Annotated in this window: 13 protein-coding genes; 8 read left to right on the top strand and 5 right to left on the bottom strand. The window is 65.3% G+C overall.

Annotated features, from left to right (window positions below):
• Positions 1 to 306 precede the first annotated feature (306 nt).
• The 5 genes from I6F20_RS31335 to garD all read left to right on the top strand — a co-directional run bounded on the left by I6F20_RS31335 (position 307) and on the right by garD (position 6,789).
• Entirely contained in the window at positions 307 to 1,212 is a 906-nt protein-coding gene (locus I6F20_RS31335) for a LysR family transcriptional regulator (RefSeq protein ID WP_109143167.1), read from the top strand.
• A 123-nt stretch (positions 1,213 to 1,335) separates the two neighbouring features.
• Entirely contained in the window at positions 1,336 to 2,280 is a 945-nt protein-coding gene (kdgD, locus tag I6F20_RS31330) for a 5-dehydro-4-deoxyglucarate dehydratase (protein ID WP_036030198.1), read from the top strand.
• Between the two features lie 24 nt (positions 2,281 to 2,304).
• Positions 2,305 to 3,663 (top strand): glucarate dehydratase, encoded by a 1,359-nt coding sequence (gene gudD, locus I6F20_RS31325; RefSeq protein ID WP_109143165.1) that lies wholly within the window; start codon positions 2,305 to 2,307, stop codon positions 3,661 to 3,663.
• 23 nt (positions 3,664 to 3,686) lie between these two features.
• The gene (locus tag I6F20_RS31320) at positions 3,687 to 5,135 is read left to right on the top strand and encodes an aldehyde dehydrogenase family protein (protein WP_225129413.1); all 1,449 of its coding nucleotides are present in this window, start codon (positions 3,687 to 3,689) and stop codon (positions 5,133 to 5,135) included.
• Between the two features lie 112 nt (positions 5,136 to 5,247).
• Positions 5,248 to 6,789 carry a galactarate dehydratase gene (garD, locus tag I6F20_RS31315; RefSeq protein ID WP_225129412.1) on the top strand — a complete coding sequence of 514 codons (1,542 nt, stop codon included), beginning with the start codon at positions 5,248 to 5,250 and terminating at the stop codon, positions 6,787 to 6,789.
• A 56-nt stretch (positions 6,790 to 6,845) separates the two neighbouring features.
• Here the strand turns inward: garD and I6F20_RS31310 are convergent, their stop codons facing one another.
• Complete coding sequence (locus I6F20_RS31310; protein ID WP_225129410.1) at positions 6,846 to 7,586, bottom strand: hypothetical protein; 741 nt, start codon at positions 7,584 to 7,586, stop codon at positions 6,846 to 6,848.
• A gap of 3 nt (positions 7,587 to 7,589) precedes the next feature.
• A complete protein-coding gene (locus tag I6F20_RS31305) occupies positions 7,590 to 8,477 on the bottom strand; it encodes a MipA/OmpV family protein (protein ID WP_225129408.1) in 888 nt (295 codons plus the stop codon).
• Positions 8,478 to 8,832: 355 nt separating this feature from the next.
• Between I6F20_RS31305 and I6F20_RS31300 the strand changes: the two genes are divergently transcribed.
• The 3 genes from I6F20_RS31300 to I6F20_RS31290 all read left to right on the top strand — a co-directional run bounded on the left by I6F20_RS31300 (position 8,833) and on the right by I6F20_RS31290 (position 11,336).
• Positions 8,833 to 9,513 carry a response regulator transcription factor gene (locus tag I6F20_RS31300; protein ID WP_036015597.1) on the top strand — a complete coding sequence of 227 codons (681 nt, stop codon included), beginning with the start codon at positions 8,833 to 8,835 and terminating at the stop codon, positions 9,511 to 9,513.
• On the top strand, positions 9,510 to 10,874 hold the full coding sequence (locus tag I6F20_RS31295; protein ID WP_036030218.1) for a sensor histidine kinase: 1,365 nt from the start codon (positions 9,510 to 9,512) through the stop codon (positions 10,872 to 10,874). Before I6F20_RS31300 ends, I6F20_RS31295 begins: the two co-directional genes overlap by 4 nt.
• A gap of 192 nt (positions 10,875 to 11,066) precedes the next feature.
• On the top strand, positions 11,067 to 11,336 hold the full coding sequence (locus I6F20_RS31290; protein ID WP_225129407.1) for a hypothetical protein: 270 nt from the start codon (positions 11,067 to 11,069) through the stop codon (positions 11,334 to 11,336).
• 54 nt (positions 11,337 to 11,390) lie between these two features.
• On the opposite strand, the gene I6F20_RS31285 is transcribed toward I6F20_RS31290, so the two are convergent.
• The 3 genes from I6F20_RS31285 to I6F20_RS31275 all read right to left on the bottom strand — a co-directional run bounded on the left by I6F20_RS31285 (position 11,391) and on the right by I6F20_RS31275 (position 13,797).
• Positions 11,391 to 11,744 (bottom strand): hypothetical protein, encoded by a 354-nt coding sequence (locus tag I6F20_RS31285; RefSeq protein WP_057028767.1) that lies wholly within the window; start codon positions 11,742 to 11,744, stop codon positions 11,391 to 11,393.
• 257 nt (positions 11,745 to 12,001) lie between these two features.
• Positions 12,002 to 12,595, bottom strand: a complete 594-nt coding sequence (locus I6F20_RS31280) for a DUF2147 domain-containing protein (RefSeq protein ID WP_036044525.1) — start codon at positions 12,593 to 12,595, stop codon at positions 12,002 to 12,004.
• 173 nt (positions 12,596 to 12,768) lie between these two features.
• The gene (locus I6F20_RS31275) at positions 12,769 to 13,797 is read right to left on the bottom strand and encodes an NAD(P)/FAD-dependent oxidoreductase (RefSeq protein ID WP_036015581.1); all 1,029 of its coding nucleotides are present in this window, start codon (positions 13,795 to 13,797) and stop codon (positions 12,769 to 12,771) included.
• Positions 13,798 to 13,813 lie beyond the last annotated feature (16 nt).

Below are 13,813 nucleotides of genomic sequence, written 5' to 3'. Positions count from 1 at the left end.
CTTCGCCGTTCCATCGATCCAAAAACAGCATCGATCGATACTGCCTTGAACTTGGACACTTCGCCGCGCGCACCTCTAGGACTCGTGTCGGGCAAACGGCCGAGGCCTAAGAGTGGCGCGTGATGAGCGCAGTGGCGTCCGCAGCGGACGTGAGGCTGTCTCGCGTCAGCCTGTTCCTCCTGAGGGCTCCCATGGGAGCTTGACCAGGCAACTCAACGGCGGCCCACAAGGCCGCCGTCTTTGTTTTGGGGGTGATCGATGCTAGAAGTGCCGGGGAAACGCCTTATTCATCTAAGGCATGTATCGATGTTCGACCTCAACCAGCTCCGCTGTTTCGTCACGGTGGCGGAGGAATTGCACTTCGGCCGCGCCGCCGTGCGGCTCAACATGACGCAGCCGCCGCTGTCCCGGCAGATCCAGGTGCTCGAGCACATCATCGACGCGCCGCTCTTGGAGCGCACCAGCCGCTCGGTGCGCCTCACCCCGGCCGGGCGCAGCTTCCTGCCGGAGGCGCGACGCATCCTCAAGCTTGCCGAAAGCGCTTCGCAGGTGGCCCGCCGCATCGCGCTCGGCAAGACCGGCTCGCTGAAGGTCGGCTTCACCGCGGCCGCGGCCTATGGCTTCCTGCCCGAACTCATCGCCGCCTGCCGCGCCAAGCTGCCGGAGGTCGACTTCTCGCTGAAGGAGATGGTATCGGGCGACCAGTTCGAGGCTCTGACTTCTGGCCAGATCGATGCCGGCCTGCTGCGGCCGCCGATCGCGCGGCCCGAGCTTGCCAGCCGCCGCGTCGTCGCCGAGCCGCTGCTCGCGGCGATCCCGAAGAAGCATCCGCTGGCGAATGCCGACGGCATCACCATCAAGGATTTCGACGACCAGCCCTTCGTGATGTATTCGCCCTATGAGAGCCGCTACTTCCACGACCTCCTGGTGGCGCTGTTCACCCGTGCCGACGTGCTGCCGCGCTACGTCCAGCATCTCAGCCAGATCCACTCGATCCTCGCGATGGTGCGCGCCGGACTCGGCCTCGCCATCGTACCGGCGGCAGCGGCGAGCCTGAAGATCTCCGACGTCCGCCTGCGTCCGCTGAAGCTGCGCACGCGCGTTCCGGTCGAGCTGTTCATGGTGTGGCGGCGCGAGGACGAGAACCCGCTGCTCTCGGCGCTGGTCAAGATCGCCGGCGAATTGTCCTCGGCGGAGCTGGCGGAGGATTGATGCTCAATCCGCATCGGTCGATATAGGCTTTGGCTTGGACGCGCATCGAACGGTCTCCTAAACCACGGCGCATGGACGTGCGGCCTCTGCTTGCGTCCTCCGCAACACGAGAAGGGAGCGCCCATGAGCAAGATGACCCCGCAGGAAATGGCCCAGAAGATCGGATCGGGCCTCCTGTCCTTCCCCGTCACGCCGTTCAGGGCGGACTACTCCTTCGACGAGGCGACCTATCGCGCCAACATGGACTGGCTGTGCGGTTATGACGTCGCAGGCCTGTTCGCCGCGGGCGGCACCGGCGAGTTCTTCTCGCTGACGCCATCAGAAGTTCCGCAGGTCGTGAAGGTCGCCGTCGACGAGACCAAGGGCCGCGTGCCCGTGCTCGCCGGCACCGGCTACGGCACCGCGATCGCCCGCGAGATCGCGATCGGTGCGGAAAAGGCCGGCGCCGACGGCCTCCTGCTGCTGCCGCCCTATCTCACCCATTCCGAGCAGGAAGGCCTTGCCGCCCATGTCGAGGCGGTCTGCGCCGCCGTGAAGATCGGCGTCATCGTCTACAACCGTGACAACGCCATCCTGCAGCCCGACACGCTCGCGCGCCTTGCCGAGCGCTGCCCGAACCTCGTCGGCTACAAGGACGGCATCGGCGACATCGAGCTGATGACCCGCGTCTACACCAAGCTCGGCGACCGCCTCACCTATGTCGGCGGCCTGCCGACCGCCGAGACCTTCGCGCTGCCCTATCTCGACATGGGCGTGACGACCTATTCCTCGGCCGTGTTCAACTTCGTGCCGGAATTCGCCACCAACTTCTACGCCGCGGTGCGCAAGCGCGACCACGCCACGATCCAGGCCGGCCTGAAGGATTTCATCCTGCCGCTGATCGCGATCCGCAACCGCAAGAAGGGTTACGCGGTCTCGATCATCAAGGCCGGCATGAAGGTGATCGGCCGCGATTCCGGCCCCGTCCGTCCGCCGCTGACTGATCTCACCGAGCAGGAGATGGCGGAGCTAACCGCACTGGTGCAGAAGCTGCCCGCCGCACGATCGTCACAACAGGCTGCAGAATAGCAAGACGACAGGGAGGAGCCTGCGATGGCCCAGACTGAGATTTCCGGCGCGTCAGTCGCCGGAGCACCTGTTATCACGGCGATGCAGGTGATCCCGGTCGCTGGCCGCGACAGCATGCTCCTCAACCTGAGCGGCGCGCATGCGCCGTTCTTCACCCGCAACATCGTCATCCTCACCGACAATGCCGGCCACACCGGCGTCGGCGAGGTGCCCGGCGGGCAGAAGATCTGGCAGACGCTCCAGGACGCGCGCGACCTCGTGATCGGAAAGACGGTCGGCGCGATGAACAACATCCTCGCCGATATCCGTACCGCCTTCGCCGACCGCGACGTCGGCGGACGCGGCAAGCAGACCTTTGATCTTCGCGTGATGATCCATGCGGTCACCGCGATCGAATCCGCGCTGCTCGACCTGCTCGGCCAGCATCTCGGACTGCCCGTCGCAGCACTGCTTGGCGAAGGCCAGCAGCGCACCAGCGTCGAGACGCTCGGCTATCTCTTCTTCGTTGGCGACCGCCGTAAGTCGAAGCTCGACTACGTCACTGGCGAGACCGCCAAGCCCGACTGGTTCAACCTCCGCCACCAGGAGGCGATGACGCCAGAGGCCGTGGTGCGGCTTGCGGAGGCGACCCACGACCATTACGGCTTCGCCGACTTCAAGCTCAAGGGCGGCGTGCTCCGCGGCGAGCAGGAGATCGAGGCGGTTACCGCAATCGCAAAACGCTTCCCCAGCGCGCGCGTCACGCTGGACCCCAACGGCGCCTGGTCGCTCGATGAGGCGATCAGCCTCTGCAAGGGCATGCATGGCATCCTCGCTTATGCCGAGGACCCCTGCGGCGCGGAGGCCGGCTTCTCCGGCCGCGAGATCATGGCCGAGTTCCGCCGCGCCACCGGCCTGCCGACCGCCACCAACATGATCGCCACGGACTGGCGGCAGCTCTCCCATGCGCTGCGGCTCGGGGCCGTGGACATCCCTTTGGCCGATCCCCATTTCTGGACCATGCAAGGCTCGGTGCGCGTGGCCCAGACCTGCCGTGACAACGGCCTGACCTGGGGCTCGCACTCCAACAACCATTTCGACATTTCGCTTGCCATGTTCACCCATGTCGGCGCCGCCGCCCCCGGCAAGGTCACCGCGATCGACACCCACTGGATCTGGCAGGACGGTCAAGCGCTGACGAAGGAGCCGCTCCAGATCAAGGGTGGCAAGATCGCCGTCCCGGACCGCCCGGGCCTCGGCATCGAGATCGACCGCCCCGCCATCGAGGCCGCGCACGAGCTCTACAAGAAGCATGGACTTGGGGGGCGGGATGACGCTATGGCCATGCAGGACTTGATCCCCGGCTGGACGTTTGACGACAAGCGTCCCTGCCTCGTGCGTTAGAAACGTTCCCCTGGAGGAAAAAGATGACAGCGATCCTGAAGAACTTCATCGGCGGCGAATGGGTCGACGGCTCCGGCGTCACCAGGAACATCAATCCCTCCAACACCAATGATCTCGTCGGCGAATATTCCAAGGCCGACAAGGTGCAGACCGAGAAGGCGATCGCCGCCGCGAAGGCCGCCTTCCCCGCCTGGGCGCAGTCGACCCCGCAGGCGCGCTACGACGCGCTCAACAAGATCTCGACTGAAATCCTCGCCCGTAAGGAAGAGCTCGGCCGCCTACTCGCGCGCGAGGAAGGCAAGACCCTCCCCGAAGGCATCGGCGAGGTCGCCCGCGCCGGCCAGATCTTCGCGTTCTTCGCCGGCGAAGCGCTGCGCCTGATCGGCGAGAAGGGCGCCTCGGTGCGTCCCGGCCTCGACGTCGAGCTCACCCGTGAGCCGGTCGGCGTCGTCGGCATGATCACGCCCTGGAATTTCCCGATCGCGATCCCCGCCTGGAAGATCGCGCCTGCGCTCTGCTACGGCAACACCGTGGTGTTCAAGCCGGCCGAGCTGGTGCCCGGCTCGGCGCATGCGCTGTCCGAGATCATCACCCGCTCCGGCATTCCCGCGGGCGTGTTCAACCTCGTCGTCGGCTCCGGCTCGGTGGTCGGCCAGACCCTGCTCGAGCATCCGGACGTCGCCGCGATCTCCTTCACCGGCTCGGTGCAGACGGGACGCAAGATCGCGCAGGCCTGCGTGCTCTCGAACCCCATGAAGAAGTTCCAGCTCGAGATGGGCGGCAAGAACCCGCTGGTGGTGCTCGACGACGCCGACCTCAAGACTGCCGTCGAGGTCGCCGTCAACGGCGCCTATTTCTCGACTGGCCAGCGCTGCACCGCCTCGTCCCGCCTGATCGTTACCGAGGGCATCCACGACCGCTTCGTCGCCGCCATGGCCGAGCGTCTGAACACCCTGTCGGTGGACGATGCGCTCAAGGCCGGCGTGCATATCGGCCCCGTGGTGGACCAGAACCAGCTCGACCAGGACCTCCGCTACATCAAGATCGGCCAGGACGAAGGCGCCAAGCTCGCCTTCGGCGGCGAGCTGCTAAAGCGCGAGAATCCCGGCCACTATCTCCAGCCGGCGCTGTTCACCGAAGCCAACAACAACATGCGCATCGCGCGTGAGGAGATTTTTGGCCCGGTCGCTGCCGTCATTCGTGCGAAAAATTACGAAGAGGCGCTCGCCATCTCCAACGATACCGAGTTCGGCCTCGCCTCCGGCATCTGCACCACCAGCCTGAAATACGCATCGCATTACAAGCGCAATAGCGAGTCCGGCATGGTGATGGTCAATCTGCCGACTGCCGGCGTCGACTATCACGTGCCGTTCGGTGGCCGGAAGGGCTCGAGCTACGGCGCCCGTGAGCAGGGCTCCTACGCGCGCGAGTTCTACACCACGGTGAAGACGGCTTACACCAATCCGGGCTGAGATATCGTAGGGTGGGCAAAGCGAAGCGTGCCCACCACTTACGCTCGGTGTGAGGACGGTGGGCACGGCGCGTTGCGCCTTTGCCCACCCTACGACTTCTGAGGCAGCGCAGATGGACCAGGACGTCGCAGCGAAAGAGCAGCCCCGCTACATCAAGCTCAACGAGCGCGACAATGTCGCGATCGTGGTCAATGATTTCGGGCTCCCCGCCGGCGCGCGCTTTGCCAGCGGCCTGACGTTGCGCGCCTTCGTGCCGCAGGGACACAAGACCGCGCTGGTCGACATCGCGGAAGGCGAACCGATCGTCCGCTATGGCGAGATCATCGGCTACGCGCTGTCGCCGATCCTGGCCGGCGAATGGGTGGACGAGGCGCGCATCCGCATGCCGGAGGCCCCTGCCCTCGACAAGCTCGAAATCTCGACCGCCGTCCCCGCACCGCTGCCGCCGCTCGAAGGCTTCACCTTCGAGGGCTACCGCAATCCGGATGGTTCGGTCGGCACCAAGAACATCCTCGGCATCTCCTCCTCCGTGCAATGCGTCAAGGGCACGATGGAATATGCGGTGAAGCGCATCCGCGCCGAGCTGCTGCCGAAATATCCGAACGTGGATGACGTCGTGCCGCTGACGCACGCCTATGGCTGCGGCGTCGCCATCACCGCGCCCGACGCGGTGGTGCCGATCCGCACCCTGCAGAACCTCGCGCTCAACCCGAATTTCGGCGGCGAGATCCTCGTTGTCGGCCTCGGCTGCGAGAAGCTCGCACCCGAACGCCTGGTGCCGGAAGGCGTGGGTGACGCCATCGTGCGCATGCAGGACGAGGCTTTCGACGGCTTTGGCGCGATCGTCGAGGCGATCATGACCCAGGCCGAGGCGCGGCTGAAGGTGCTCAACGCCCGCAAGCGCGAGACCTGCCCGGCGTCCGACCTTGTGATCGGCCTGCAATGCGGCGGCAGCGATGCCTTCTCCGGCGTCACTGCCAATCCCGCCGTCGGCTTCGCCGCGGACCTCCTGGTGCGCGCCGGCGCCACCGTGATGTTCTCGGAAGTGACTGAAGTGCGCGACGCGATCCAGCTGCTCACCCGCCGCGCCATCAACGAGGACGTCGGCCGCGCGCTGGTGCGCGAGATGGCTTGGTACGATTCCTATCTCGCCCGCGGTGGCGCCGACCGCAGCGCCAACACCACGCCCGGCAACAAGAAGGGCGGCCTTGCCAACATCGTGGAGAAATCGCTGGGCTCCATCGTCAAGTCCGGCTCGAGCGCGATTCAAGGCGTGCTCTCGCCCGGCGAGAAGGCGACGCAAAAGGGCATGCTGTTCGCCGCGACACCCGCCTCCGACTTCATCTGCGGCACGCTGCAGCTCGCCTCGGGCATGACGTTGCAAGTTTTCACCACCGGCCGTGGCACGCCCTATGGCCTTGCGGCAGCACCGGTGATCAAGGTCGCGACGCGCAGCGAGCTCGCGCGGCGCTGGAAAGACCTGATCGACTTCGACGCCGGCAAGATCGCAACCGGCGAGAAGACCATCGAGGAGACCGGCTGGGACCTGTTCCGCCTGATCCTCGACGTCGCCAGCGGCCGAACCAAACCCTGGTCGGACCGCTGGGGCATCCACAACGACCTCACGCTGTTCAATCCCGCGCCAGTGACCTAAAGCGTTTCCGAGCGAAGTGGGTCCCGGTTCGCGTCAAAACGCGTCAAGACGGAACCTCACTGGCTGTCGATCAGGTGCATGTCGCCCAGCGTGACCGGAAGGCTGCGTGTGATGAGGTCCGCGACCGCGGCGCGCAGCCGCTCGCTCGACGATGAACCCCCAAGCGTCTCGTCGACCGGGCCGCTCGGGCCGGCAATCCGCACGGTCCCGGTGTTGTCGAGCGGCGCCGCCGCACGCTTCTCGATCACGTCGAACGCCTTGCCGTCGATGATCCGGACTTCGTATAGCGCATGGATCAGGCCGTAATCCGCCAGCAGCGTCCGGTATTCGGCGAGCCCGACGCCCTCGACGTTGCGGCCGTTGCCGAGCTTCGATCTTGCACGGGTGATGACTAGGTAAGCATCGAGCCCCTGAGGCGTTACATCGCTGCGAACCAGCTCCTTGAACGGATCGCTACGCAGGAGATTGACGGGCGCAACCGCCGAATCCCTGACGGCGGCGAACGCGGCGCGCCTGTAGCTCACCGGTTGCACGCGAAAACGTCCGCTCAAGAGCTTCGTCGCCTGCTGGACGATCAACTCGTCCAGTCCCCAGGCGCTGATCGAGAGGCTTTGCGCGGTGTTGCCGAGCCCGGTCAGGCCGGCTTGCGTCAGGCTCATTTCCTCGCCGATGGCCGAGACGATGCCGAGGGTCGTGATCGCCTGGAGTTTCGTCGCGCGCGTCTCGAACGCCGCGGCGGCACCGAGGACGGCGGACGCGATCGCACAGGCGAGAGCCAGGATAATTCTGCCGCGCATGGTCTATCGGATCCTGAAATCGAACGAATAGGACGCACCGAGACCGACGGTGGTCTGGTTCGAGGATCCGCGCAGCTTCACCAGCGGGCTGTCCGCGACATCGCCGAGCAGCTTCTGGTACTCGACATAGGCGTGGACCTCCCACTGCGGGTTGATGCGGTAGGAGATCTGGCTGCCGAAACCGACCGAGTGCGCACCGCCCCTGGCATCGTATCTCGGAAGCCCCGATGCCAGTGCCTGCGTGTCGGTGACGCCGAAATACGGCGCAGTGGCATTGGTGCTCTTCCAGGTGAAGCGCGGGCCGGCCGAGATCGTCAGCCTTTGAATCAGCGGCACGATGACGTCGGCAGATACATCCGCGACGGTGCCGGTATGGCCGCCCATGCCCTGGCGCAACTCGCTGCGCAGGCGCAGCCAGTCGACCGGATAATACTCCACGAAGCCGCCGAGCTCATAGGCGGCGTCGACATTGCCAAGGCCGGTCAGCTCGGCATATTTGTCGGCCTTCCTTGAGGCGACGTATTTGAACGCGGGGCCGGCGCGAAAATGGCCGATGTCGAGCAGCGCGATGCTGGTGCTGTCGCGCGGTCCGCGAAACTGGTCGACTGATCCGGCGCGGCGGATGGAGAAGATCGGGACCGGAGCAAACCTTCCGTTGTTCGATCCGACGAACTCGGGCTTGTATTCGCCGCCGATGCCGACCATGACGGTCCAGTTGCCCGACGGCGAGGGCAGCATCGGCAGCTCCAATGGCGGCGCTGGCAGCGTGAAGGCGGTCTGCGCCGAGACTGATGGCGCAGTCGCCATGATCGCACCGAGTGCGGCGAGACAGGCGGTCGTCCGCCGCACAATCGCCGCGAGGCGGAGAGCGGCTTCTTCGAAATCATTCATTGCGGGGCCCCGGACCGGCCTTGCAGGCCGAGTCGATTGTTGTGGTTAGGAGCCACAGCATCTGGTCCGGCTAAATTGCCCGAAGATTGCAAGGTGCGATCGGATGCTCCCCAGGGCCATGTCCGGCGCTGGCAGGCACGCCCGCCGGATCAACATTGCCCCACCATTGCACCGCCGCGATCACGCCCTCAAAAACGTGACGGGCCGTGCCCGCGCGCTCACCCGGTCCTGCCTTTTATTCGCCAAGCTCGCTGCCTTTAAGGGAACCCTCGCGCACGAGCCGAAGCGCCAGAATTCGGCCAGGGAGCGTCACGGTCAGGGTTTTGTTGCCCCAGCAGAGTCAAGGACGACCCGCGTGCGCTCCCTCGTGATCGAAGACGAACCACAGATCGGCGCCTATGTCAGCCGGCTGCTCGGGCAATTGCACGGCATCGTCGACCTCGTCGGCTCGATCGCCGATGCCCGCCAGGCACTGAACAATTTCAAGTATGATCTGGCGATCGTCGACCGGATGCTACCCGACGGAGATGCGCTCCAGGTGGTCACGGCGCTGAGCCAATCGGCGGAGCGGCCCGCAATCATCATGCTGACGTCCAAGGACGCCAAGGAGGATGTCGTCGAAGGGCTCAATGGCGGGGCCGACGATTATCTCGGCAAGCCGTTCGAGCCGCAGGAGCTGCTTGCGCGCGTGCGCGCGGTGCTGCGCCGGCCTCGGCTGCTGGCCCCATCGGTGCTGTCGCTCGGCAACGTCGAGTTGCACCTCGGCAGCAACGAGGCGGTAGTCGCCGACACCAGGATCCTGCTGCGCCGGCGCGAGGCGCTGATCCTGGGGGCGCTGCTGATGCGGCGCGACCGCGTCATCACCCGCGCCGCCCTGATCGAGGAGATCTACGGCTTCGACGACGAGATCGAGTCCAACACGCTCGAGGCGCAGGTCTCGCGCTTGCGCAAGAAACTGGCCGAACTCGGCGGCGACGTCGAGATCCGCAGCATGCGGGGCATCGGCTACATCCTGCGGCTGGCAACGCCGCGATGAAGTCAATCGCCCGAACCTTTGCGTTCTCGCTCGGTATCGCCGCCACCACGATCTTCCTGATCATGCTTGGCCTCTTCATATGGCGTTACCCGACGGAGGAGCGCGAGTTCAGGGCCTGCCAGGTCGTGGCGGCCGTTCTCGATCGCGCGACGGTGATCGAAGGGCAAAGACTGATAATACGCTCGACTCCTGCGCTCGAGGAATTGAAGCTGGACAGCCCAAACCTCTGGTACGTGGTGTCCGCGGGCGACCTGCTCAGCGAGTACGGCAGCGAACACCGGCCTCCCCTTCCCTTCGTGCTGCCCTACCACGGGCCCATCGGCTCGTCCGTTTTCAGCACGCTCGACCAGAAGAGCACCTTCTGTCTTTCCGCCGTGCAACGGGGCCCGTTGCGGCTCGCGATGATGGTCGGCGAGCCTCAGGTTCGCTTTGGCCGGATTGCAAGGACTTTTCTCCTCCGCAGGGTCTTTTCGATCGCCTTGGTGGCGCTGGCCTTTGCCGCGACCGTCGCCATCGGTTCAGCGCTTGCCGCACGTTTCGTCTCTCGTAGCATCGAGCGGGTGGCGCGTCGCGCGCTCGCGATCGACCCCTCGGCGCCGCAAGGTTTGATATCGCTGTCCGAGGTCCCTCGCGAGTTGAAGCCGCTGGTCGAGGCGCTGAACCGCGCTTTCGGCGAGATCGACGCCTATATCAGGATGCAGCGCCGCTTCCTCGGCAATGCCGCCCATCAGCTTCGCACGCCGCTGACGCTGCTGCGCGCCAAGATCGAGGACGTGCCCGAGCCGGCCCTGAAGGCCGAGCTGGTGCGCGACGTCCGCCGGCTGACCTCGCTGGTCTCCGCGATGCTGGACCTGGCGCGATTGCAAAATCATGCGATCGAGAAGCGGCCGATCGATCTTGCCCAGATCACGCTGGACGTGCTGGCCGATTTCAGCCCGTCGGCGCTGGACGCCGGCATCGAGCTTGCGCTCGAGCACGAGGGAAGAGGTCCCTTCGTGGTGCAGGGCGTAGACGCTGCGATCCGAAGTGCACTTGCCAATCTCGTCGGCAACGCGCTCATCCACGCCCATGGCGCGCGGCGCATCGTCGCCACGATCGGCTGCGATGGCGTGGCTATTCACGATGATGGCGCGGGCCTGCCCGACGGCGCCGAACACAGGCTGACCGAGCCGTTTCAGACCGGCAACGCCGCAGGTGCAGGCGCCGGTCTCGGCCTGTCGATCGTCCGCGAGATCATGGCGGCGCATGGCGGGGAGCTGGTCGTCGCTTCCGCGCCCGGCTACGGCACGACGATGCGCCTGCGCTTTGCCGCGGCCGCCGCGCCGGCGAGATCTGCGCAGTTCGATCTGCAAGAGCATTGAGCGGGCGCATCGGCGCTTTTCGCGAAACCGTCCGGAAACATTGGCGCGGAAAACGTCTTCCGCGTTTCGTCCCTTCGCATCACGCAATCAATATCTGCGCCGAAGACAACGGGAATGTTCGCGCGCGGGCGAACCTGTTCTGCCATCGCGGCGACCAAACCTCCGATTGACATCTTCCACGGAGATTTTCCAATGCGTGTTCTCTCGATGATTGCCGTTGCCGGCGCCATGATTGCGAGCTCGGCCGCCGCGTTCGCCAGCGAGCTTCCCTCCTACGAAGTGACGTCGTTTCCGATCACGACAACGCAAGTGCAGGCGCTCGGCGGCGCCGGCGTCCAGGAGCAGTCTGCGAGCCCCGCGATGATCGTCGCCGGCATGCCGGCCTCGCCCGTGCAGGTCGCCGTGCTGTCGCCGCGGATCAAGCAGCTCGCGAGCGCGGGTTCGAATAACCAGGCGCGCTAAGCTTGGCGTTGTCGCTCCGGTTCGGCGCTTCGCGCCGGCCGGAATGACGCGCTTCTACGTCATGCTGCCCGGCATGAAGCAACGCACGCGCGGATGGCCGTCGATATAGTGCTTCCACACCATGGTGCGGCCGATCTTGTTCGGGACGGTGATCACGGCGCCGTCAGGCACCACGACCCACTCGTCGTCGATGCGCACGCGGTAGCGACCGCGATCGGACTCCCAATCGACGTCGGCGATGACGTAGCCGTCCGCATCCGAGCAGCATAGCCCGAACTCGCTACGCAAACTCTCGAACCAGGGTTTCAGGGGCGAGTTGGCGAAGCGGCCGTCGTCGCGCGCCAGCGCCGCATGCGTCAGAACCGCCAGCCCCAGCAGCACGGCGGCACACTGTCTTGCAGGTTTCATGTGGTCTCCGCGGTCGAAGTGATCACCGCGGGGCAAACGCTGCCGTCCGCCTTCCGCATGGTGCGCGGCAGGCGTGGAGACGGCGACTCGCTCCCCCAGCAGCTTTGCCGACAGCTATGCAAATCCAGCGCCAGCGCGCATTCCGGGGAACTACTGGAGGGCGCCCGAGGCACGTTCGCCCTTCGGCGAAGGTGGCCGCACAGGCTGCAGACCCTGCGCTAGGGCCATTGAGACCGCGCAGCGCGCGGCTTGCGCCCTTACTGCTTTGCCGGCGCCATCATCGCGCCGCCCTTCTTCGCCGCGGGCGCCGGTTGCTTGGCGGCTGCAGCCTGCGCGGGCAAGTATTTTGCGACGATGGCCGGATCGACCTGCGCGATGTTGGCATCGGGCAGGCGCGTCCAGGTCTCGTCCTTGCCGAGCAGCGCGATGCCGAGATAGCCGCGCAACGTCAGGGTCTGACCGTCGGGGCTGACCCGCATGTTGGCCTTCCAGATCTGGCCGTCGCGCGGATTGAGCACGTTGCCGCCCTCGTACTTCAATCCTTCGCGCTTCATGTCGCGGACGAAGGAGATGCCGAGCACCCGAGCGTTCTTGCGATCGTCGGTGCACTTGGAGCAGACCTCATTCGGGTCGTCGGTTGGCCGCGGGAAGGTCTTTGCGATTACGCCTTCGAAGACGCCGTTGCGATCGATGAAGAGGAACCATCCGACCGTCCTGCCGTCTTCGACCTTCTGCCAGAGGCCCGCCGCCGTGGGCTCGGCGGTCTGCGCCGCGCACGGCGTCACGATCGCGAGCGACAATGCGAGCGCCAGGAAGGAGAGCAGCCGAAAGCTGGAAACGAGAGTCCGCATTATGATCACCTTGCTGAGCCAATCACCTTTGCTGAGCCAAGACTTCGCAGAGCCAAACTGTGCTAAGCCAAAAACCTGGCCAAGCCTATGACCGGAATGGCCGCAGACTACGGCGATTTCACGAACGGTTCCAGCACCAGAAACATGGGGCATCGCCGCCCCGAACGCTTCCGTCAGTTGACACCGAGCTTCTTTTGCAGGCTGGAGGACGAGGTCGTGTACTGGAACACGAGCCGCTTCTCCGGATAGACATAGCGATGGGCTTTTTGCGACATCAGCGCGCCCTCGTGGAAGCCGCACAGGATCAACTTGATCTTGCCGGGATAGGTGTTGATGTCGCCGATCGCGAAGATGCCCGGCACATTGGTCTCGAACGCGGACGTCTCCACCGGCACCAGATTGTTCTCCAGCGCGATGCCCCAATTCGCGACCGGGCCGAGCTTCATGGTCAGCCCGAAGAACGGCAGCATGGTGTCACAAGCGATTTCGGTGACGCTGTTGTCGTTGCCCTTGACGGTGGCGCCGGTGAGCTTTCCGTCAGCGCCGGAGAGCGCGGTGACCTGGCCGAGCCGCAGATCCATCTTGCCGCCGGCAACCAGCGCGCGCATCTGCTCGACACTATGGGGCGCGGCGCGAAACTCGTCGCGCCGATGCAGCAGCGTGATGCGCTTCGCAATCGGATGCAGATTGAGCGTCCAGTCGAGCGCGGAATCGCCGCCGCCGACGATCAGCACGCTCTTGTCGCGGAACGTCTCCATCTTGCGCACGGCATAATGCACCGAGGTGCCTTCATAGGCCTCGATACCCGGTACCGGCGGGCGCTTGGGCTGGAACGAGCCGCCGCCGGCCGCGATCACCACCACCTTGCATTCGAACACCTTGCCGGCATCCGTGGTGCAGCGAAACAAGGGATCGCCGATCTTCTCCACGGTCTCGACCATCTCGCCGAGATGGAAGGTCGGATGAAACGGCTTGATCTGCTCCATCAGCGCGTCGGTCAGCCCCTGCCCCGAAACCTGGGGAATGCCGGGTATGTCGTAAATCGGCTTTTCCGGATAGAGCTCGGCACACTGGCCGCCGACCTTGTCGAGGATGTCGACGAAATGCGCCTTCATGTCGAGAAGGCCGAGCTCGAAGGCGGCGAACAGACCACACGGCCCGGCCCCAATAATCAGCACATCGGTTTTGATCACGTCGCTCATGTCGTCTCTTTATCGA

It is taken from the genome of Bradyrhizobium sp. IC3123 (genome assembly GCF_020193625.1).
GTDB classification, from domain to species: domain Bacteria; phylum Pseudomonadota; class Alphaproteobacteria; order Rhizobiales; family Xanthobacteraceae; genus Bradyrhizobium; species Bradyrhizobium yuanmingense.
This window is presented reverse-complemented; position numbering and strand designations above follow the sequence as displayed.